The organism is Streptococcus oralis (assembly GCF_026782235.1).
Classification (GTDB): domain Bacteria; phylum Bacillota; class Bacilli; order Lactobacillales; family Streptococcaceae; genus Streptococcus; species Streptococcus oralis_CC.
In genome coordinates this window covers 165,342-184,944 of record NZ_JAKUWE010000004.1, presented here as the reverse complement: position 1 = coordinate 184,944, position 19,603 = coordinate 165,342, and the positions used below count along the sequence as shown (strand labels likewise).

Genomic DNA, 19,603 nt, shown 5'->3' with positions numbered 1-19,603 from the left:
AGTGTTGAGTTTGGCTATATGGCAGACCTAACCGTTGAAAATAGCGAAGATGCGGTTCGACTTTATTCCAAGCCTGAGGGTATTTCAACCTTCCAAGTGACGGAAGGTCAACTGCCAGAAGCTGATGAGGAAATTGCCTTGGCTGATTTCTGGAAAGACCGTTATCAGATTGGACAGACCATTACCTTTATCAAGAAAGAAGAAAAGTCCGTCATAAAGTCCCAAACTATCACAATTACTGGATTTGTTCAGTCGGGTGAGATGCTTTCTCAAAAAGACTTAGGGAGGGGCTAGTAGTGGAAATGGAAGTTTGGCTGGATATGGAGTGATTGTAGCCAGTCAGTTTGATACAGAAGTATACAGTATTGCGCGTGTGCGCTATGATGATTTAAAAAATCTGGATGCTTTTTCATCAGACTATAGGACCAAACGAGCCCAACACCAGGAAGACTTGCAAGACTTACTTGCCGATAATGGTCAAAAACGATTAGCAAGCATCAAAGCAAATGGTCAAAAGAGCCTAGAAGAGGAGAAAGAACAGCTCCAAACTGCTGAAAGCAACCTTGAAAATGGCAAGAGTCAGTTAGAGAAAGCTTCAAGCTCTTTATTGCATTAGAGGAAATGGGCAAGAGGTGTCGGTCACTGCTGGAGCGGTCGTGAGTCAAAAACTAGCTCAACTAGCGGGTGTTACGGTTGGAGACAAGCTGGAGCTTGATGGGAAGGAAATCAAGATCGTGGCTATTTCTGAAAACTATGTTGGACACTTTGTTTATCTCAACCGAGCGACATACGAACAAGTCTACGGCACCAGTCCGAAAGACAATACCTACCTAGTGAAATTAAAAGAGCCAACACCATCCAATACGGAGAAAGAAGCTGCTGTCTTCATGGAAAAAGCTGCTGTTTCTGGGGTGGTCCAAAATGCTACGGCCATCCATCTCTTTGAATCCGTAGCCAATTCGCTCAATAAAACCATGGCAATCCTTGTCCTTGTTTCCGTCTTACTAGCCATTGTCATTCTTTACAATCTTACCAATATCAATGTGTCAGAACGTATCCGCGAACTTTCGACTATCAAGGTTCTCGGTTTCCACAATAAAGAAGTGACCCTCTATATCTACCGCGAGACCATAGTGCTATCCCTTGTGGGGATTGTTCTCGGTTTGGTAGCTGGCTACTATTTACATCAATTTTTGATACAAATGATTTCACCTGCCACCATACTTTTTTATCCACGAGTCAGCTGGGAAGTCTATGCTCTTCCAATCGTCGCAGTGACTGTAATCATAGCCTTACTGGGCCTCTTTGTCAATCACCACTTGAGAAAGGTTGATATGCTTGAAGCCCTGAAATCAGTAGAGTAATTCAAGGTTTTAAACAGTAAATCAGTTGACAAAGTCTCTGCTTCTTGGTAGAATAAGAACTGTCGTAAAGACAAATAACTTCTTCTTGGTTACAGGCATGCCAACCTGTCACTCGGATGAAGCCAAATAAAAAGGAGAAACATCATGGCAATCTCAAAAGAGAAAAAAAATGAAATCATCGCACAATATGCACGTCACGAAGGTGATACAGGTTCAGTAGAGGTTCAAGTTGCTGTCCTTACTTGGGAAATCAACCACCTTAACGAACACATCAAACAACACAAAAAAGACCACGCTACTTACCGTGGATTGATGAAGAAAATCGGTCGCCGTCGTAACTTGCTTGCATACTTGCGTAAAAACGACGTTAACCGTTACCGTGAGTTGATTAACTCTCTAGGACTTCGTCGCTAATCTGCTTTATTTTCCACTTACATTGCGTTGTCACCTTACCTCGATATACTCAAGTATAATCTTCGGTTACGGTTCCTAGCACTGTAAGGTAAAATAAACCAGATCATCTCCCTTCGGGGAGATTTTTTGTTTCACTAACATTTTTGTACAATCTTCGGCTTGCCGCCTAGTCTACAAACGTTTTATCCAGCAAGAATTATGATGCTAAGGGCGCCAAAAATCCGTATGAAAATAGGGAAAGGACACAGTGTTCGATAAACACAAGGAGTTTTATCTTTTCCACTAAGATTTTAGCCCGTGCTCAAATCAGCTCTCTGATTTCAGAGGGCTTTTTTGTTTTATCAATTTACTTAGTCCGTGTTCAATTAAGTATATCTTGATAATGAAGCTACTCTAAATTTGGTAGCTTTTTTGCTATAAGATTATTCTATTATCCAAATATAGTATAAATTAGGGCTTGTATTCAAAACATGGTATAATAAGCCTATATAGCTAAATGAAGTAAACCTATCACTAGGGAATGAGAAAAAGGATAAAACAGTCATGTCAACAGTAAAAAGTGATCAAAATCTTGCACAAACATATGCGACTCAGCTTAAAAATGCTTGTCAATCTTTAACAGCAATCGCTGCGGCTAGTCAAGATGAGCTAACGACCCTTCAAGGGAATAACAAGGCCCATCAATGTCTGACAAAGGATCAAAATCTAGCTAGTCAGATTACAGCCGCTGTCACCCTAACTTCCGAACGACTGCACTCTGTAGCGAGTGATTTTGAGGCGCTAGATGAAGCTGCGGCCAATGATTTTAGGAGTCATACATGAGCAAGTTAGATGGGTTGAAGAAAAGAGAGCGAGACCTCTTGTACCAGCTAGAAGACAATGGAAAAGAGAAATATCGCACCAAAGAACTGATAGAAACCTTTGAAGGATATGATAGAGCTAGCCACCGTTATCAAAGTGATTTGTGGGAGGCGGCCTATCAGAGCCGATATGCAGGACAGTTGGAAGAAACGCTCCTGCAAAGAAACCAACTTAAAAACCAAATCCTTGAGGACCTCAGCTACCACATGGATGATTTGAAGAAAGAAAAATTCCGGTTAGAGGGAGACTTGGATGCGGTTTACTATGAAAGACGCAAAGAACTAGAAAGAGAAGAGGAGAAACGACATGGGCATTGATATGTATTTGGAACAATCACAACTACAAAGTTCAAGTGTAGTAACCATGTGCCAATCTCAGGTGGAGGCTTATCAAGACTTGCAATCAGCCATTCAAAAGTTTTCAGAGGATACAGAGAGTCTAAAGGGCGACGCTTATGATTCGGCTAGAAGTTTTTTTGCAAGTGCCTTGCTGCCCTTGAGCAAAGGGGGACAGCTCTATGCAGAAACCTTCTCTCAAGCTATCAAGAAATTTCCAGAAGACTACCAAAGTATGGTCGACAGCAAGAGTTGGCGTGAGGATGATCTGCTTGATAAGATCCGCCAGGAAGAGCAAATGATTGCTTATCTAGATGAAGTCAACCAATCCCTTTCTAGCTTGACCATGGATAGTGAAGAAAAGGGGAGATTGAGACGCAGCAATGTGGAACTCATGCGAGGACACCATGCGAATAAACGCGTCTATGAAACGATTTTGAGAGACCTGCGTGCCTATGATAGCTACTCAGGAGGGCTTTTCGATGAACTAGACAGTATTGATGTGCAACTGAGTCGCGGACTGGCCCAGATTGAAAGTAGTTGGGATGCAAAGACAGGGGTCTTTAAAGTCCCATCTGACCTGACTTGGGCTAACTACCTATCTGCTTATACTGATACAAAGGATATGAAGCTCAGTCGACAAGAGAAGACCTTTGTCCAGACCATGATGGCAGAATACGGCTTTGATGCAGAGACAGCCCAACAACTCCTGACCATCAAGCAGGGGATAGACAGTAAGTTCCCAACCTCAAGTCAAGAGTTTCGTGACTATATCTTTTTGCGAGTCGTCGGTGCAGCCTACTATAATGACTTTAAGTGGAATGAAACGGCAGGTGGTTTGGGGCATTATTTTTATAACGAATTTGTGAGTGATCCGCAGACAGGCCAAAAATTGAAAACTTTGAAACCAATTCTTGAAATCTTTAAAGAATTAGGATTGAAAAAAGAAAAGGCCAAAGAACTGTATTATAACCTTAGATTGCAACATGAGATGGCGGGTGGTGAAGTTACTAATATAACAAAGTTAAAAGAAAAAAGACTTGAATATAACAGTGCCAAGACTAAATATGAAAAAGTTTATGGTACTTCAGGTAACTTTGACCAATTTTGGGATACCAAACTGAAGGCCTATTCTAACAATGGAGCAGGCCATGCAGACTTTACCCATCAATCCATCACTATGGCGACTCACCTTAATCCTAATCAAGTTCAGTTAGCTGATGTCTATGGCGGTAGAGAGCATGTCAAGGACCTTTCAGGCTGGGAGGGAGACACGACCTTTAACGCTACGGATAAGAAACCAAGCATTGGTGAAGACGACTACAAGGCAGATTTGGACTCGGTCAATCTTATCGGCCGTATGCAGAAGGGGCAATCCTATGACCAAGCGATATCTTCCTATTATGCTGACCTTCAAAAATACTCCTCTCAGAGAGAAAGAGAATTTTTGAAAAATAAGGATTGGAATACAGTCAGGGATACTATTTATGATAGTTTGCGACCAACGGATATTAAGTTAGATGGGGAGGGTGCTCTTAAAGCATATATTGAAAGAAAATATCCAGGTGTGTCCAAGTTTTTAAATCGTTTAGAAGTTGTGGCAGATTAGGAGGATGATGATGAAAAAAATACTCGGTCTAGTAGTGTTATTTGTACTAATTGTATTATCTTGTTTCTACTTTTTTATCCAACAACCTAAAAATATTTTTGATGAAATTTACCAAGAGACGGAGAAAACCTATCGGTCAAATAATATTTTAAGAAATATAGATGGATTTGAAATCAGACCTGATTGGCCAAGTGATGGAGAGTATTCTAAATATTATCCATTTGGAACTTATAATAAAAACAATACCCCAGAAGACTATTTTGAAATCGAAATTGGTTTTAATTTTGCTACAAAAACACAATTAAGTTCAATCTCGTTTGAAAAGCGAATTGGGCCAAATGTTAGAGTTAGAATATGGGATAACTATTCTCGTAAGGATCGTGTTTTAAAAAAATTTGTAAAAATAGGTTTAAAGAAAGCGGATACGGAAACTTATATCGAAGACGAAACCCAAGTGAAATCTTACCTAGAGCAGTACGGTATCACTGCCAAGGATTTGGATTCTTACTACGACGAAATCGTAAATCAGAAAGTCCTGAAAGATTGGTGCTCGATTTATGACAGTAAATACTCGCCAAGCAATTATGGTGATGTCAAGATTGAAACCCAGTGGGAGAATTGGTGATAGGTCATGCAGACTTTACCCACCAGTCCATTACCATGGCTACTCATCTTAATCCTAATCAAGTTCAGTTAGCCGATATCTATGGCGGTAGAGAGCGTATCAAGGACCTTTCAGGCTGGGAGGGAGACACGACTAAAAATGCTACGGATAAAAAACCAAGTATTGGCGAAGATGACTACAAGGCAGACCTCAATTCGGTCAATCTTATTGGTCGCATGCAAAAGGGGCAATCCTATGACCAAGCCATATCTTCTTACTATGCTGACCTACAAAAAGACTCCTATCAGAGAGAAAGGGAATTCTTAAAAAATAAAGATTGGAAACATGTCAAAGGTACAATCTACGCAGGGGTAGCGCCTGCGGATATACTGAGAAAGGGTGAGGCGTCTATTAAAGAGTATATTGAGGAAAAATACCCAGAAGTGTCCACATTTTTAAATCGTTTAGAGGCTGTGGCAGATTAGGAGGAAAAGTTAATGAAGAAAAACCTCGGTCTAATAGTATTATTCGTGATAATCATATCATCCTGTTTCTATTTTTTTACTAGTCAACCTAAAAACATTTTTGATGAAATCTACCAACAAACTGAGAAAACTTATTTAGGAAATAATATTTTTAATCAGTTGAAAGATGTTGAGGTACATAAATATCAAGAGTATGGTAATGATTCTAAATTTTATTCTTATGTACTTTATCAAAAACAGAAAACTCCATATGACTATAAAAATATTGATTTAATATTTCATTTTACAAAAGATACAAATACAGTCTTTGTTTCTTTTGAGAAGGAATTAAGTAATGGGCTAAGAATTTTCATTTTTGGTAGGTATCTTACAAAAGAAAAATTATTTCAAAAAAATGTACAGTTACTCATAAACCAAGATGGAACTGATAAATCTATCGAAGACGAAGCTCAGGTGAAATCCTACCTAGAGCAGTACGGTATCACATCTAAGGATTTGGATTCTTACTACGACGAAATCGTCAATCAAAAAGTCTTAAAAGACTGGTGCTCCATTTATGATAGCAAGTATTCACCGAGCAACTATGGTGAGGTTAAGGTTGAAACTCAGTGGGAGAATTGGTGATAACATGAAGAAAATCCTAGGCTTAGTAGCTTTATTCGTGATAATCGTATCATCTTGTTTTTACTTTTTTGTGCGTCAACCTAAAAATATTTTTGATGAAATCTACCAGGAGACAGAGAAGACTTATCGGTCAAATAATATTTTAAGAAACATAGATGGGTTTAAAATCAGACCCGATTGGCCTAACGATGGAGAATATTTTGCATACACCCCTTCAGGGAAGTATCAAACTCATCCTGAAGGTTATAAAGACATAAGTATTAGCTTTAATTTTGGAGAAGGTATTAAAGGAATGACGATACGTTTTGAAAAAAGGATTAATTCGGATATTACCCTATGGTATTCAGCACACTATAATATAAAAAAGAAAATTCTCAAAAAAGGGCTTGCGATTTTTGAAGAGCCAAGGCAACCAGGTCAATATCTTGATGATGAAGAAAAAGTAAGAGAATATTTAAGAAAAAATAATATTTCCAAAGAAGAATTAGAGAAGGACTATGACGAAATCGTTAATCAGAAGGTTTTAAAAGACTGGTGTTCCATTTATGACAGTAAGTACTCGCCAAGCAACTATGGCGATGTCAAAGTTGAAACCCAGTGGGAGAATTGGTGATATAAAAAATTTTCACTAGTTTTATAGACAGCTAAGCTCTCTGACTTCAGAGGGCTTTTTCTATATATATTTCCATCCTTGTTCATCTAATAGAAATATGGTATACTTTTCATGAGAATTTTCTAAATTTTTAAGATTCTATCAAAGGAGGTTTGCATGCTTTCCAAATTTTCTGGAAGCCGACGGGACCTGCAATTTGTGTTACTTTTAGGTATTTTGCTAGCTACTCTAGGGATTTCGCTCTTTCTAGCAGTTTCTATGGGATCCGTTGCGATTGATCTAGGCGATACCTATCGGATTATTTTGAGCAGGTTGGGTTTTCCTCTTGAGATAGGAGAGGTTTCTAAGTCCACTCTTGCCATTGTATGGAACATGAGATTCCCCCGAGTATTGTTAGGTCTGATAGTAGGGGCTGGTCTTTCTATGTGTGGTAGCGTGATGCAGTCTACAGTGAACAATCCCATCGCAGAGCCTTATGTCTTAGGAATTTCTGCGGGTGCAACTCTAGGGGCAACCTTGAGCATTATTCTTGGTTTAAAAGTGGTGATTAGCCTTGGAGCTTTTCTTGGAGCTATTTTGGCAACCATTGCTGTCCTCATCATTGCCTCTATGCAGGGAAGGATGACGACTTCTAGTCTCATTTTATCAGGAACGGTGGTCAATGCTCTCTTTCTGGCATTTTCCAACTTTATTATCTCAGTCGGCGCTAATGCGGACAGTGTGATGACCATTAAGTTTTGGACCATGGGATCGCTTGCTGGGACTACCTGGTCTGACTTAATCCTGCCAACTATAATAGTAGGAATGGCCTTTCTATTTTTCTCTACTCAGTATCGTGTTTTCAATGCGATGATGATGGGAGATGAGGCTGCTTTAACTTTGGGAATTCCCTTACGCTTTTATTGGTATCTTTATGTGACCATGGTGGCTGTGCTGACAGCAGTCTTAGTGGCAACCTGTGGGATTATTGGATTTGTTGGTTTGATTACTCCTCACTTAGCTCGAGGGTTAGTAGGAACGAATTACAGGAGACTTTTTCCCGTTGCGACCTTACTGGGTGCCCTCTTTGTCGTCTGGGCAGATGTACTCTCTCGTGTCATCATTCCAAATGCTGAGCTGCCGATTGGTATTTTCACAGCCTTAGTAGGTGCTCCCTTCTTTATCTACATTGTTGGAGGTAGGCGAAGGGAGGTGAGGGCCTGATATGGACTTGATTTGTCAGGATGTCCACTTTGGACTAGGAGAGAAAAAAATCCTCAAAGGAGTTACTCTTAAGGTTGAGGGGCATCAATTCCACACGATATTAGGGCCAAATGGAAGTGGAAAAACCAGCCTGCTTAAACTCCTCTATCGCCAGGAAAAGGCGGACAAAGGCTTGATAAGCCTAGATGGAAAGCCGCTGGAGCATTGGTCACTCAAAGAAACAGCCAAGCAGATGGCAGTTGTCACCCAGTTTAATCAATTGCAGTTTGATTGTACAGTTGAGGAAATCGTCTTGCTGGGCAGAACTCCCCACCTCTCTTTTTTACAGAAGGAAAAGGAAAGGGATTATGCCCTCGTTCAAGATGCTCTCGTCAAGGTGGATATGCTTGAGAAGAAAACTCGTCTCTATTCGTCCCTGTCAGGGGGGGAGAAACAGAGAGTCTTGTTGGCACGCGCCTTGGCGCAAGAACCCACTCTCTTGCTCCTGGACGAACCAACCAATCACCTGGATATCAAGTATCAGCTAGACTTGTTGGCCATTGTGAAGAATCTCAAGGTCAATGTTCTAGCTGTCCTACATGATATTCAACTTGCTTGTCGCTATTCGGATTATCTCTATCTGATGAAGGAGGGAGAAATCTTTTACCAAGGGACTCCAAAGGAGACCATCACCCCTGAGTCATTGCAAACTGTATATGGAGTTCAAAGTCAGGTGACTTGGACTGAGGATCAGCAAGCCATGATTCACTATTTATAAAAATGAAAAGGAAAATAAGATGAAAAAAACACTAAGCATTTTACTCGTAACAGTAGCTACCTTAACCATGGCAGCTTGTGGCAACACTACTACAGAAAAAGCTACCACACAGTCTAGCACAGAAACAAGTCAAAAGGCCAGTACAGAGACGACTTATCCGTTAACGGTCAAGACCTATGACGCTAAGGGAAATGAAGTCGAACAAGTCTTTGACAAGGCACCTGAAAAAGTTATCACCAACAATCTTTCAACAACTGAAATCTTATTGGAGTTAGGCTTGAAGGATAAAATTGCTGGCATGCTCAACCCTGACAATGCTGTGACGGACAAATACAAGGACGCGATTGCGACGATTCCTCAAATTGGCGATAAAAAAACAGTCTCACAAGAGACAGTGCTTTCTTATGAGCCAGATGCGGTGATGGGTCGAAACATGATGTTTTCTGAAAAATCCTTGGGGACAGTTAGCACTTGGAATGAAAATAAAATCCCAGTCTATACACAAAAAGCTTCTCTCTCAACGATTCAGCAAGATTTGGGGAATATTGTAGAAGATGTCAAAAATCTTGGAATGATTTTCAATGTTCAGGACAAGGCTAATGAATACGCAACCCAATTACAAGCTAAAATTGATGCTGTTAAGAAAGCAAACCCAGCAAGCCAAGGTGAAAAGAAAAAGGCTTTGATTATGGTTGCTTATAATGACGAAACCTTTGGTGCTTACAAGTCTGCTTTGCAAGAAAGCTTGCTAAATCAACTTGGTTATACAAACGTTGCAACGGGAACATCAGGCTTGACCTTGGAAAATCTCGTGTCAATGGATCCTGAGTTGATTATCTATGTAACCAGCGACCGCAATAAAAAATTGGATGCCAACGCAGTAGAGTTGATGAAGGCAAATGAAGTTTTGGAAAACGTTCCTGCAATTAAGAATCAAAAAATCATGACTATTTCTTACGATGAGTTGATGGACTATGGTCCAGCAGTGATTGATTCCCTTGAGAAAATCAATGACTTTATTAATAAATAATGAGTTTGATTGGGAAGGGATTCAAGTTAAGATCAGCCTTCCTTCGACCTATGATCCCAACCAAACCTATCCAGCTATTCTCTTGAATGATGGAAATTTGAATTTTCTATCTTCCCTTTCAGAATCTGTGATTTTAGTGGGCTTGACCTCTAAAAATCGCCTAGATGACTACACTCCATGGAAGGCATCTGCTCTGAGAGATGGAGCTCCAGATTTTGGGGGTCAGGCAAATGCCTATCATGATCATTTATTTGGTAGTCTTTTAGACAAGCTGCAGTCGCTTTATCGCCTGGACAAAAATCGTCTTGCCTATGGAGGTTACTCACTAGGTGGTTTGGCAGCAGTATCCAGTCTTTTCAGCTTTGACAAGGTCTCCTGTATCTTCTCTATCTGCGGTTCCTTTTGGTATCCTGATTTTGCGACTTATTGCAGGGAAGAAAAAGTGAAAAATTTGGACTGTTTGCTGTATTTACAGAATGGTCAAACAGAAGGAGCCTATCATACCAATCGCTTGGCTCAAGCACCAGCCTATGCTGAGCAGATCCATACCAGTCTTCAGAAACACTATCCGACTGGTCAGTTTGTCTTTGATCCTTATGGGCACCATGAGCAAGTGGCTGAACGATTTCTAGCCTTTTCCAACTGGTTATCCCAAAAATGGAAAATCGAATAAAAGAAATATCCCTTGGCAAAAGCCAAGGGATAATTGTATTTTTTATCCAAGAGACTCTCTCTTCTTATCTGGATTCCAGATAAAGCTTGCGATGAAGGTAAAGATAATCGTTAGGATACCAACAATCACAGCAAGGAAGAGGGCAGGGATGCGGACAAACCACCAGAGTGGATTTGGTTTTTTATCATTGTGCCATTGCTTGGTTTCTTCGTCTAAACGTTGGAATTCTGCTTGGATACGGTCTGCAACCATTTCAATCCCTTCATCATTCATTTTCTTGATGTCTGAGATATCGATAGGATTTCCAAAGTTCATATCCACACGTTCACGGCTAATCAAGCCTTTCAAGGTCATGGGACCTGTATAGGTGACAGGCATGATACGGACCTTAGCCATTTTAGCAATCAAGGCAACTCCACCCTTGACATCGTTTGAGTGACGGCTCCCACTTGGAAACATGATGAGAGAGCGGTCGCTTTTTTTGAGGACGTTGATAGGGTACTTGATGGCAGAGGCGTTAGGTTTTTCCCGGTCGATAGGAAAGGCGCCACACATACGGATCCACCAGCCAAAGATACGGTTGTTAAAAAGCTCTTTTTTGGCCATAAAGATGAACTGTTTTGGCTTGGTCGCAAAGGCCATGTAAACAGGATCCCACCAGGTACGGTGAGGTGCGACGAGGATATAGTTTTCGTCTCGGCTAGGGATTTTAACAGTATTGTGGTAGTGGGCATTGCCATTGATGGACCACAAGATCAGCATGACTAGTCCACGCAAATAAGTATAAAACATGAGATCTCCTTCGATTGTATTGCTTTTATTATTATACCTTATCAAAAGACTGCTGGCAAACTTTTTCAGTTATCAGCCAACAGTTTTAGATGGGATTAGAATTCTTTAAAAAAAAATGATATGATAGAATTTATGGATAAAAATAAGATTATAGGATTAACCCAAAGAGAAGTCAAGGAAAGACAGGCTCAAGGTTTGGTCAATGACTTTACCGCATCGGCCAGTACCAGTACTTGGCAAATCTTTAAACGAAATGTTTTTACACTTTTTAACGCATTAAACTTTGTTATTGCTCTAGCGCTGGCCTTTGTGCAGGCTTGGAGCAATCTGGTTTTCTTTGCCGTTATCTGCTTTAACGCTTTTTCTGGGATTGTGACTGAGCTACGGGCCAAACACATGGTGGACAAGCTCAATCTCATGACCAAGGAAAAGGTCAAAACCATCCGTGAGGGTCAAGAAGTCGCTCTCGATCCAGAAGAATTGGTCCTAGGAGATGTCATTCGTTTGTCTGCTGGGGAGCAGATTCCTAGTGATGCACTGGTTCTGGAAGGATTTGCGGAAGTCAATGAAGCTATGTTGACGGGTGAGAGTGATTTGGTGCAAAAGGAAGTGGACGCTCTGCTTTTATCAGGAAGTTTCCTAGCTAGTGGCGCAGTTTTGGCTCAAGTTCACCATGTCGGGGCAGAAAACTATGCCTCCAAACTCATGCTGGAAGCTAAGACCGTAAAACCCATCAACTCCCGTATCATGAAATCGCTGGACAAGCTAGCTGGTTTTACTGGGAAGATTATCATTCCCTTTGGTCTTGCTCTCTTGCTAGAAGCCTTTATTTTAAAAGGCTTACCCCTCAAGTCATCCGTAGTAAATTCGTCAACAGCCCTTTTGGGGATGTTGCCTAAGGGAATCGCCCTTTTGACCATTACTTCACTCTTGACTGCGGTGATCAAGCTGGGCTTGAAAAAGGTTTTAGTGCAGGAGATGTACTCTGTTGAGACCTTGGCGCGCGTGGATATGCTCTGTTTGGACAAGACGGGAACCATAACCCAAGGAAAGATGCAGGTGGAGGCAGTTCTTCCGCTGACGGAAACCTATGGTGAAGAGGCTATTGCCAGCATTTTGACCAGTTATATTGCTCATAGTGAGGATAAAAATCCAACAGCCCAAGCCATTCGCCAGCGTTTCCAAGGTCAGGTTGCCTATCCTGCAATCTCGAATCTTCCTTTCTCAAGCGATCGCAAGTGGGGAGCTATGGAGTTAGAAGGGCTAGGAACGGTTTTCTTAGGTGCACCTGAGATGTTGTTGGACTCTGAAGTCCCAGAAGCTAGAGAGGCCTTGGAGAGAGGCTCGCGTGTTTTGGTCTTGGCACTCAGTCAGGAAAAACTAGATCATCACAAACCACAGAAACCGTCTGACATTCAGGCCCTCGCCTTGCTGGAAATCTTGGACCCGATTCGAGAAGGAGCAGCTGAGACGCTGGACTATCTCCGTTCCCAGGAAGTAGGTCTCAAGATTATCTCTGGTGATAATCCGGTCACTGTATCCAGCATTGCCCAGAAAGCTGGCTTTGCGGACTATCACAGCTATGTAGATTGCTCAAAAATCACGGATGAGGAATTGATTGCCATGGCTGAAGAGACAGCTATTTTCGGACGTGTTTCCCCTCATCAAAAGAAACTCATCATCCAAACGCTGAAAAAAGCAGGGCATACAACGGCTATGACAGGGGATGGAGTCAATGATATCCTGGCTCTTCGTGAGGCGGATTGTTCGATCGTAATGGCTGAAGGGGATCCGGCGACTCGTCAGATTGCCAATCTGGTCCTCTTGAACTCAGACTTCAATGATGTTCCTGAGATTCTCTTTGAAGGTCGTCGTGTGGTCAATAACATCGCCCACATCGCACCGATTTTCTTGATTAAGACTATCTATTCCTTCTTGCTTGCAGTCATCTGTATTGCCAGTGTTTTACTAGGACGGTCTGAGTGGATCTTGATTTTCCCTTTCATTCCGATCCAGATTACCATGATCGACCAATTCGTGGAAGGGTTCCCACCATTCGTTCTGACTTTTGAGCGAAATATCAAGCCTGTTGAACCAAACTTCCTCAGAAGATCCATGCTTCGTGCTCTACCAAGTGCCCTTATGGTCGTCTTCAGCGTTCTTTTTGTGAAAATATTTGGAACGAGCCAAGGATGGTCTGAGTTAGAGATATCTACCCTCCTCTATTATCTTTTGGGGTCAATTGGTTTCTTATCCGTATTTAGAGCCTGCATGCCATTTACTCTCTGGCGTGTACTCTTGGTTATTTGGTCAGTAGGAGGCTTCCTAGCCACAGCTCTCTTCCCAATGATCCAAAAGTTGCTTGAAATTTCGACACTTACAGGACAAACATTCCCTGTTTACCTTGTCATGATGGCTGTCTTTACTGTGATATTTATCTTAACAAGTCGTTACCAATCCAGAAAATAAAGAAAGACTGCAATCTGTGGATTGCTGTCTTTTTAGGTGCAAGATTGCTAGCTGAAATATGGTATAATAAAAGGTAATAGAGTTTTGGAAAGTGAGAGAAGATGATTTCAAAGAGATTAGAATTGGTGGCGTCCTTTGTGCCACAGGGTGCCATTTTACTAGATGTGGGGAGTGACCATGCTTATCTGCCAATCGAGTTAGTTGAGAGAGACCAAATCAAAAGCGCCATTGCAGGTGAGGTGGTGGAAGGACCCTATCAGTCTGCAGTCAAAAATGTTGAAAGTCATGGCCTAAAGGAGAAAATCCAGGTTCGTTTAGCCAATGGCTTAGCGGCATTTGAAGAGGTAGACCAAGTCTCTGTTATCACCATTGCAGGTATGGGAGGCCGTTTGATTGCTACCATATTGGAAGAAGGCTTGGACAAATTAGCTAATGTAGAACGTTTGATTCTCCAGCCCAATAATCGTGAAGACGACTTGCGCATTTGGTTGCAAGACAATGGTTTTCAGATTGTAGCAGAAAGCATCCTAGAAGAAGCTGGCAAGTTCTATGAGATCTTGGTGGTGGGAGCGGGACAAATGAAGCTATCAGCCAGTGATGTCCGTTTTGGACCTATCTTGTCCAAAGAAGTCAGTCCAGTCTTTGTCCAAAAATGGCAAAAAGAAGCTGTTAAGCTAGAGTTCGCCCTCGAACAAATCCCAGAAAAAAATCTGGAGGAACGTCAAATTTTATCAGATAAAATTCAAGCCATCAAGGAGGTACTCCATGCTAGCAAGTGAAGTAATCAGAGCTTATGAAGCCTTTTGTCCTCAGGAATTTTCCATGGAGGGTGACAGTCGTGGCCTGCAGATCGGTAGTCTAGACAAGGAGATACAAAGAGTTATGGTGGCTCTCGATATACGTGAAGAGACGGTGGCAGAGGCCATTGAAAAGGGTGTGGATTTGATTATAGTCAAGCACGCACCGATCTTTCGTCCCATCAAGGACTTGGTAGCCAGCCGTCCGCAAAATCAGATTTACATCGATCTGATCAAGCATGACATCGCAGTTTATGTCAGCCATACCAATATTGACATCGTTGATAATGGCCTCAATGATTGGTTCTGCCAGATGCTAGGTATCGAGGAGACCACTTATCTGCAGGAAACAGGCCCAGAACGTGGGATTGGGCGTATTGGAAATATTCAGCCTCAGACATTTGGGGAATTGGCCCAGCATGTTAAGCAAGTCTTTGGTCTAGATAGTCTTCGCATGGTCCATTATCAAGAGAGTGATTTGCAGAAACCTATTTCAAGATTGGCTATCTGTGGTGGTAGCGGGCAGTCATTCTATAAGGATGCCTTAGCTAAGGGGGCAGATGTCTACATCACTGGTGATATCTACTACCACACTGCTCAGGATATGCTGTCTGATGGCTTGTTGGCATTGGACCCAGGCCACTATATTGAAGTGCTTTTTGTGGAAAAAATCGCAGCACTTCTTACTCAATGGAAGGCAGAGAAGGGCTGGGGCATTGATATTGTGCCTAGTCAAGCATCGACTAATCCTTTCTACCATATCTAGTTAGAAGGTGAAGACAATGAAAAAAGTTGCCATTATTGGAGCAGGGATTGTGGGAGCAACAGCTGCCTACTATCTCTCAAAAGAAAGCGACCTAGAGGTGACCGTTTTTGACCATGGTCAAGGTCAGGCAACCAAGGCTGCAGCAGGAATTATCAGTCCTTGGTTTTCAAAACGCCGCAATAAAGCTTGGTACAAGATGGCACGCTTGGGGGCTGACTTTTATGTGGATTTGTTGGCTGATTTAGAAAAGTCTGGTCAGGAAATCGACTTTTACCAGCGTTCGGGAGTTTTTCTCTTGAAAAAGGATGAATCCAAGCTAGAAGAACTCTATCAACTAGCCCTCCAGCGCAGAGAAGAGTCTCCCTTGATGAGCCAGTTAGCTATTCTGGACCAAGCCTCAGCTAATGAATTATTTCCTGGTTTGCAGGGATTTGACCACCTGCTCTATGCTTCTGGTGGGGCGAGAGTAGATGGCCACCTCTTAGTGACTCGTTTGCTAGAAGCTAGTCAAGTCAAGCATGTCAAAGAAAAAGTGACTCTGACACCATTAGCATCAGGTTACCAGATTGGTGAAGAGGTGTTTGACCAGGTTATTTTGGCGACAGGAGCTTGGTTAGGAGATATTTTGGAGCCTTTAGGATATGAAGTAGATGTTCGTCCCCAAAAGGGGCAACTCCGAGATTATCAGATTTCCAAAGATATGGAAGCTTACCCTGTTGTCATGCCAGAAGGGGAGTGGGATTTGATTCCTTTTGCAGGTGGGAAATTGTCCTTAGGCGCTACTCATGAAAATGATATGGGATTTGATTTGACGGTAGATGAAACCTTGCTCCAACAAATGGAGGATGCGGCCTTGCCTCACTATCCAGCCTTAGCTGAAGCGACTTCCAGAGCTGAGCGTGTGGGAATCCGTGCCTATACTCGTGATTTCTCACCTTTCTTTGGGCAAGTACCTGGTTTAGCAGGTGTCTATGCGGCTAGTGGTCTAGGTTCATCAGGCCTCACAACCGGCCCTATCATTGGTTACCATTTAGCTCAACTAATCCAAGACAAGGAATTGACTCTGGACCCAGTAAACTATCCAATTGCAAACTATGTCAAACGAGTAAAAAGCGAATAATAACTCAATGAAAATCAAAGAGCAAACTAGGAAGCTAGCCACAGGTTGCTCAAAGCATGGCTTTGAGGTTGTAGATAGAACTGATGAAGTCAGTAACCATACCAACCCACGGCAAGGTGAAGCTGATGTTGTTTGAATTGGATTTTCGAAGAGTATAAGTATTTTACTGAAATTTTAGTCTCCCCTCTAGGATGGCAAATGACATTCCCTATCAAAAATGGTAAAATAAGAAAAAATAATTCGAGAAACGAGGAAGAAAGATGCAAGAAAAAATTTTGGTAACGGGTGGTGCTGGTTTTATCGGGACCCACACTGTTATTGAGTTGATCCAAGCAGGTCATCAAGTGGTTGTAGTGGATAATCTTGTCAATAGCAATCGTAAAAGTATAGAAGTTGTTGAGAGAATTACAGGGGTTGAAGTGCCTTTCTATGAGGCAGATATCCGTGATACAGATACTCTCAGAGATATTTTCAAGCAGGAAGAACCGACTGGTGTGATTCACTTTGCGGGCTTGAAGGCTGTTGGCGAATCAACCCGTATCCCTCTTGCCTACTATGACAACAATATCGCTGGAACTCTTAGTCTTTTAAAAGTTATGGAAGAAGCAAACTGTAAGAATATCATCTTCAGTTCTTCTGCGACAGTATATGGAGATCCTCACACGGTTCCAATCTTAGAAGATTTCCCACTTTCAGTGACCAATCCTTACGGTCGTACCAAACTTATGCTAGAAGAAATCTTGACCGATATCTACAAAGCAGACTCAGAATGGAATGTGGTCTTGCTTCGTTACTTTAACCCAATTGGAGCACATGAGAGTGGAGATTTAGGAGAAAATCCAAACGGTATTCCAAACAATCTCTTACCATATGTGACTCAGGTAGCTGTTGGAAAATTAGAGCAAGTGCAAGTCTTCGGAGACGATTACGATACGGAAGATGGAACTGGTGTTCGTGACTATATCCACGTTGTTGACTTGGCTAAAGGTCACGTTGCAGCTCTTCAAAAAATCCAAAAAGGGTCTGGCCTTAACATTTATAACCTTGGAACAGGCAAGGGCCACTCTGTTCTTGAAATTATTCAAAATATGGAAAAAGCAGTGGGACGTCCTATTCCTTACCGCATCGTAGAACGCCGCCCAGGAGACATCGCTGCCTGCTATTCAGATCCTGCAAAAGCCAAAGCAGAACTCGGCTGGGAAGCAGAATTTGATATCACGAAAATGTGTGAAGACGCATGGCGTTGGCAAAGTAAGCATCCAAACGGATTTGAAGACTAAGATAATGATTTCAATCATTGTCCCCTGTTTAAATGAAGAGGAAGTACTTCCTCTTTTTTATCAGTCTGTTGAAGATTTGCTTCCAGAATTGGGAGCAGAGGTCGAGTATGTCTTTATAGACGATGGCTCAAGCGATGGGACCTTAGCTCTTTTGAAGGCTTATCGGGAGCAAAATCCTGCGATACATTATATCTCTTTCTCGAGAAATTTTGGGAAGGAGGCAGCTCTGTACGCAGGTTTACAGTATGCGACTGGGGACCTGGTGGTCGTGATGGATGCAGACCTCCAGGATCCTCCTAGCATGCTACTTGAGATGAAAGCCTTACTAGACCAGAATGCTGACTTGGACTGTGTTGGGACACGGAGAACCAGTCGGGAGGGAGAACCCTTCTTTCGCAGTTTATGTGCCGATCTTTTTTATCGCCTCATGCAAAAAATCAGCCCAGTAGCTCTGCCCTCAGGCGTCCGTGATTTTCGGATGATGAGAAGGTCTGTGGTAGATGCTATTTTAACCCTGACCGAGTCCAATCGGTTCTCTAAAGGGCTCTTTGCCTGGGTGGGTTTTAAAACGCACTATCTTGATTATCCAAACGTTGAACGACAGGCTGGCAAGACCAGTTGGAGTTTTAGACAGCTCTTTTTCTACTCGATTGAAGGGATTCTCAATTTTTCAGATTTTCCCTTGAGTATAGCCTTTGTAGCTGGACTCCTATCTTGTTTTATTTCTTTTATGATGACTGTTTTTGTAGTGTTTCGGACCCTTATCTTGGGAAATCCAACATCTGGCTGGACCTCTCTGATGGCTGTCATTCTCTTTCTTGGAGGGATTCAACTCCTGACCATTGGGATTCTGGGCAAGTATATCAGTAAGATTTACCTGGAAACCAAAAAAAGACCACTCTACCTCATCAAAGAAAAAAGTGATCTTTCTATTTTTGAAGGAAAAAATAACCGGAAAAGACTATAATTTTACCTAGAAATATGCTAAACTAGTAGGTGAAGGGATTAAAGTGATAAAGAGAATCTACAAAATCAATCTCCCTTTTAAACTATGATGGATCTTTTAGAAGTGCACGTGTAGGACAATTTTTGATGGCCTCTAGAACATCGCTGCTCTCAGCGATCTCTCTTTGCAATTCAACTGGATCATCGCAAAATCGAACGATTCCATTATCATGGTAATCAAAGAGTTCAGAATAGGTTTGGCAAAGCCCGCAGGTGATGCACCGTTCAGGTATAAGTGTGAGTTTCATATTTATATTGTAATAAGAAAGTTTAAAAAATACAAGGAGTAAGGTATGGAAAAGGAACCATGGCAAGAAGATATCTATGAAAATAGTGAGGAAGAATCAAGAACAGAGCGTCGTCGCCGTAAACAAAAAGGAAAAGGGGCTGTTGCCAATCGTGTCTTAACAGTTCTAGCTAGCCTCTTCTTTGTGATCGTTGTAGCGATGGTAGTTGTATTGATTTACTTATCAACCGGAGGAAGCAATCGTACTTCATCTTTGAAGGACTTCTATGATACATCGTCTCCTTCTACAAGTTCAAGTTCTAAAGTAGAAGCATCGTCATCTTCAAGTAGCAAGGTAGAAGAAACATCTTCTTCTGAAACAACTCCTTCAGAGAGCAGTTCAGAAGAGCACACAGAAGGAGAAGGAACACTCACTGTGCATCCTGGAGAGGGTGAGGCAGCTCTTGCTCAGCGTGCAGGGATTTCCATTGCCCAGTTGGAAGCGTTAAATCCTTCTCATATGTCATCTGGATCTTGGTTTGCCAATCCAGGTGATGTGATCAAGACAAGATAGGA

The 19,603-nt window shown here is 41.9% G+C and carries 23 protein-coding genes and 1 pseudogene; 22 read left to right on the top strand and 2 right to left on the bottom strand.

The features are described from left to right. Positions 1 to 18: 18 nt before the first annotated feature. The 15 genes and pseudogenes from MK396_RS10025 (at position 19) to MK396_RS07140 (ending at position 10,572) form a co-directional block, all read left to right on the top strand. Positions 19 to 294, top strand: coding sequence for a hypothetical protein (locus MK396_RS10025; RefSeq protein WP_419150874.1), 276 nt, complete (start codon positions 19 to 21; stop codon positions 292 to 294). Between the two features lie 16 nt (positions 295 to 310). Beyond that, entirely contained in the window at positions 311 to 616 is a 306-nt protein-coding gene (locus MK396_RS10020) for a hypothetical protein (protein ID WP_419150873.1), read from the top strand. A gap of 37 nt (positions 617 to 653) precedes the next feature. After that, positions 654 to 1,364, top strand: a pseudogene (locus MK396_RS10015) (ABC transporter permease); the annotation flags it as partial. Positions 1,365 to 1,508: 144 nt separating this feature from the next. Beyond that, a complete protein-coding gene (rpsO, locus tag MK396_RS07195) occupies positions 1,509 to 1,778 on the top strand; it encodes a 30S ribosomal protein S15 (RefSeq protein WP_001018251.1) in 270 nt (89 codons plus the stop codon). A 543-nt stretch (positions 1,779 to 2,321) separates the two neighbouring features. Continuing rightward, positions 2,322 to 2,600 (top strand): TIGR04197 family type VII secretion effector, encoded by a 279-nt coding sequence (locus tag MK396_RS07190; protein ID WP_268724144.1) that lies wholly within the window; start codon positions 2,322 to 2,324, stop codon positions 2,598 to 2,600. Next, on the top strand, positions 2,597 to 2,956 hold the full coding sequence (locus tag MK396_RS07185) for a DUF3958 family protein (RefSeq protein WP_213988931.1): 360 nt from the start codon (positions 2,597 to 2,599) through the stop codon (positions 2,954 to 2,956). The genes MK396_RS07190 and MK396_RS07185 overlap by 4 nt, the downstream gene beginning before the upstream one ends. After that, positions 2,946 to 4,583 (top strand): T7SS effector LXG polymorphic toxin, encoded by a 1,638-nt coding sequence (locus tag MK396_RS07180; protein WP_268724143.1) that lies wholly within the window; start codon positions 2,946 to 2,948, stop codon positions 4,581 to 4,583. Before MK396_RS07185 ends, MK396_RS07180 begins: the two co-directional genes overlap by 11 nt. Positions 4,584 to 4,593: 10 nt before the next feature. Continuing rightward, entirely contained in the window at positions 4,594 to 5,208 is a 615-nt protein-coding gene (locus tag MK396_RS07175; RefSeq protein ID WP_000721852.1) for a TipC family immunity protein, read from the top strand. After that, positions 5,205 to 5,672, top strand: a complete 468-nt coding sequence (locus tag MK396_RS07170) for a hypothetical protein (protein WP_268724142.1) — start codon at positions 5,205 to 5,207, stop codon at positions 5,670 to 5,672. The genes MK396_RS07175 and MK396_RS07170 overlap by 4 nt, the downstream gene beginning before the upstream one ends. Positions 5,673 to 5,684: 12 nt before the next feature. Next, entirely contained in the window at positions 5,685 to 6,296 is a 612-nt protein-coding gene (locus MK396_RS07165) for a TipC family immunity protein (protein WP_125840909.1), read from the top strand. 4 nt (positions 6,297 to 6,300) lie between these two features. Beyond that, on the top strand, positions 6,301 to 6,909 hold the full coding sequence (locus MK396_RS07160; protein WP_268724141.1) for a TipC family immunity protein: 609 nt from the start codon (positions 6,301 to 6,303) through the stop codon (positions 6,907 to 6,909). 156 nt (positions 6,910 to 7,065) lie between these two features. Beyond that, on the top strand, positions 7,066 to 8,112 hold the full coding sequence (locus tag MK396_RS07155; RefSeq protein ID WP_268724140.1) for a FecCD family ABC transporter permease: 1,047 nt from the start codon (positions 7,066 to 7,068) through the stop codon (positions 8,110 to 8,112). Position 8,113: 1 nt separating this feature from the next. Further along, positions 8,114 to 8,869 (top strand): ABC transporter ATP-binding protein, encoded by a 756-nt coding sequence (locus MK396_RS07150; RefSeq protein ID WP_268724139.1) that lies wholly within the window; start codon positions 8,114 to 8,116, stop codon positions 8,867 to 8,869. A 19-nt stretch (positions 8,870 to 8,888) separates the two neighbouring features. Further along, the gene (locus MK396_RS07145) at positions 8,889 to 9,899 is read left to right on the top strand and encodes an ABC transporter substrate-binding protein (protein ID WP_000753256.1); all 1,011 of its coding nucleotides are present in this window, start codon (positions 8,889 to 8,891) and stop codon (positions 9,897 to 9,899) included. Further along, entirely contained in the window at positions 9,880 to 10,572 is a 693-nt protein-coding gene (locus MK396_RS07140; RefSeq protein ID WP_268724138.1) for an alpha/beta hydrolase-fold protein, read from the top strand. Before MK396_RS07145 ends, MK396_RS07140 begins: the two co-directional genes overlap by 20 nt. 42 nt (positions 10,573 to 10,614) lie before the next feature. Here the strand turns inward: MK396_RS07140 and MK396_RS07135 are convergent, their stop codons facing one another. Next, positions 10,615 to 11,364 (bottom strand): lysophospholipid acyltransferase family protein, encoded by a 750-nt coding sequence (locus tag MK396_RS07135; protein ID WP_268724137.1) that lies wholly within the window; start codon positions 11,362 to 11,364, stop codon positions 10,615 to 10,617. 132 nt (positions 11,365 to 11,496) lie between these two features. Between MK396_RS07135 and MK396_RS07130 the strand changes: the two genes are divergently transcribed. The 6 genes from MK396_RS07130 (at position 11,497) to MK396_RS07105 (ending at position 18,763) form a co-directional block, all read left to right on the top strand. Further along, entirely contained in the window at positions 11,497 to 13,833 is a 2,337-nt protein-coding gene (locus MK396_RS07130) for a cation-translocating P-type ATPase (RefSeq protein WP_268724136.1), read from the top strand. A 101-nt stretch (positions 13,834 to 13,934) separates the two neighbouring features. Continuing rightward, the gene (locus MK396_RS07125) at positions 13,935 to 14,612 is read left to right on the top strand and encodes a tRNA (adenine(22)-N(1))-methyltransferase (protein WP_268724135.1); all 678 of its coding nucleotides are present in this window, start codon (positions 13,935 to 13,937) and stop codon (positions 14,610 to 14,612) included. Further along, positions 14,599 to 15,396: a Nif3-like dinuclear metal center hexameric protein gene (locus MK396_RS07120; RefSeq protein WP_268724134.1), complete on the top strand. Its 798-nt coding sequence runs from the start codon at positions 14,599 to 14,601 to the stop codon at positions 15,394 to 15,396. Before MK396_RS07125 ends, MK396_RS07120 begins: the two co-directional genes overlap by 14 nt. A 16-nt stretch (positions 15,397 to 15,412) precedes the next feature. Continuing rightward, positions 15,413 to 16,516 carry an NAD(P)/FAD-dependent oxidoreductase gene (locus MK396_RS07115; protein WP_268724133.1) on the top strand — a complete coding sequence of 368 codons (1,104 nt, stop codon included), beginning with the start codon at positions 15,413 to 15,415 and terminating at the stop codon, positions 16,514 to 16,516. A gap of 260 nt (positions 16,517 to 16,776) precedes the next feature. Then, complete coding sequence (galE, locus tag MK396_RS07110) at positions 16,777 to 17,796, top strand: UDP-glucose 4-epimerase GalE (RefSeq protein WP_268724132.1); 1,020 nt, start codon at positions 16,777 to 16,779, stop codon at positions 17,794 to 17,796. A 4-nt stretch (positions 17,797 to 17,800) separates the two neighbouring features. Continuing rightward, the gene (locus MK396_RS07105; RefSeq protein ID WP_268724131.1) at positions 17,801 to 18,763 is read left to right on the top strand and encodes a glycosyltransferase family 2 protein; all 963 of its coding nucleotides are present in this window, start codon (positions 17,801 to 17,803) and stop codon (positions 18,761 to 18,763) included. Positions 18,764 to 18,845: 82 nt separating this feature from the next. Here MK396_RS07105 and MK396_RS07100 read toward each other — a convergent pair whose 3' ends face one another. Continuing rightward, positions 18,846 to 19,049: a ferredoxin gene (locus tag MK396_RS07100; protein ID WP_268724130.1), complete on the bottom strand. Its 204-nt coding sequence runs from the start codon at positions 19,047 to 19,049 to the stop codon at positions 18,846 to 18,848. A gap of 45 nt (positions 19,050 to 19,094) precedes the next feature. Between MK396_RS07100 and MK396_RS07095 the strand changes: the two genes are divergently transcribed. Further along, complete coding sequence (locus MK396_RS07095; protein ID WP_268724129.1) at positions 19,095 to 19,601, top strand: SAG1386/EF1546 family surface-associated protein; 507 nt, start codon at positions 19,095 to 19,097, stop codon at positions 19,599 to 19,601. Positions 19,602 to 19,603: the final 2 nt, after the last annotated feature.

Coding starts and splice junctions, on each gene's coding strand:
- rpsO (WP_001018251.1), top strand. CDS start 1,509: ATGGCAATCTCAAAAGAGAAAAAAAATGAAATCATCGCACAATATGCA.
- MK396_RS07125 (WP_268724135.1), top strand. CDS start 13,935: ATGATTTCAAAGAGATTAGAATTGGTGGCGTCCTTTGTGCCACAGGGT.
- MK396_RS07095 (WP_268724129.1), top strand. CDS start 19,095: ATGGAAAAGGAACCATGGCAAGAAGATATCTATGAAAATAGTGAGGAA.
- MK396_RS07115 (WP_268724133.1), top strand. CDS start 15,413: ATGAAAAAAGTTGCCATTATTGGAGCAGGGATTGTGGGAGCAACAGCT.
- MK396_RS07155 (WP_268724140.1), top strand. CDS start 7,066: ATGCTTTCCAAATTTTCTGGAAGCCGACGGGACCTGCAATTTGTGTTA.
- MK396_RS07160 (WP_268724141.1), top strand. CDS start 6,301: ATGAAGAAAATCCTAGGCTTAGTAGCTTTATTCGTGATAATCGTATCA.
- MK396_RS07175 (WP_000721852.1), top strand. CDS start 4,594: ATGAAAAAAATACTCGGTCTAGTAGTGTTATTTGTACTAATTGTATTA.
- galE (WP_268724132.1), top strand. CDS start 16,777: ATGCAAGAAAAAATTTTGGTAACGGGTGGTGCTGGTTTTATCGGGACC.
- MK396_RS07135 (WP_268724137.1), bottom strand. CDS start 11,364: ATGTTTTATACTTATTTGCGTGGACTAGTCATGCTGATCTTGTGGTCC.
- MK396_RS07105 (WP_268724131.1), top strand. CDS start 17,801: ATGATTTCAATCATTGTCCCCTGTTTAAATGAAGAGGAAGTACTTCCT.
- MK396_RS07145 (WP_000753256.1), top strand. CDS start 8,889: ATGAAAAAAACACTAAGCATTTTACTCGTAACAGTAGCTACCTTAACC.
- MK396_RS10025 (WP_419150874.1), top strand. CDS start 19: ATGGCAGACCTAACCGTTGAAAATAGCGAAGATGCGGTTCGACTTTAT.
- MK396_RS07140 (WP_268724138.1), top strand. CDS start 9,880: ATGACTTTATTAATAAATAATGAGTTTGATTGGGAAGGGATTCAAGTT.
- MK396_RS07165 (WP_125840909.1), top strand. CDS start 5,685: ATGAAGAAAAACCTCGGTCTAATAGTATTATTCGTGATAATCATATCA.
- MK396_RS07150 (WP_268724139.1), top strand. CDS start 8,114: ATGGACTTGATTTGTCAGGATGTCCACTTTGGACTAGGAGAGAAAAAA.
- MK396_RS07180 (WP_268724143.1), top strand. CDS start 2,946: ATGGGCATTGATATGTATTTGGAACAATCACAACTACAAAGTTCAAGT.
- MK396_RS07100 (WP_268724130.1), bottom strand. CDS start 19,049: ATGAAACTCACACTTATACCTGAACGGTGCATCACCTGCGGGCTTTGC.
- MK396_RS07130 (WP_268724136.1), top strand. CDS start 11,497: ATGGATAAAAATAAGATTATAGGATTAACCCAAAGAGAAGTCAAGGAA.
- MK396_RS07185 (WP_213988931.1), top strand. CDS start 2,597: ATGAGCAAGTTAGATGGGTTGAAGAAAAGAGAGCGAGACCTCTTGTAC.
- MK396_RS07190 (WP_268724144.1), top strand. CDS start 2,322: ATGTCAACAGTAAAAAGTGATCAAAATCTTGCACAAACATATGCGACT.
- MK396_RS07120 (WP_268724134.1), top strand. CDS start 14,599: ATGCTAGCAAGTGAAGTAATCAGAGCTTATGAAGCCTTTTGTCCTCAG.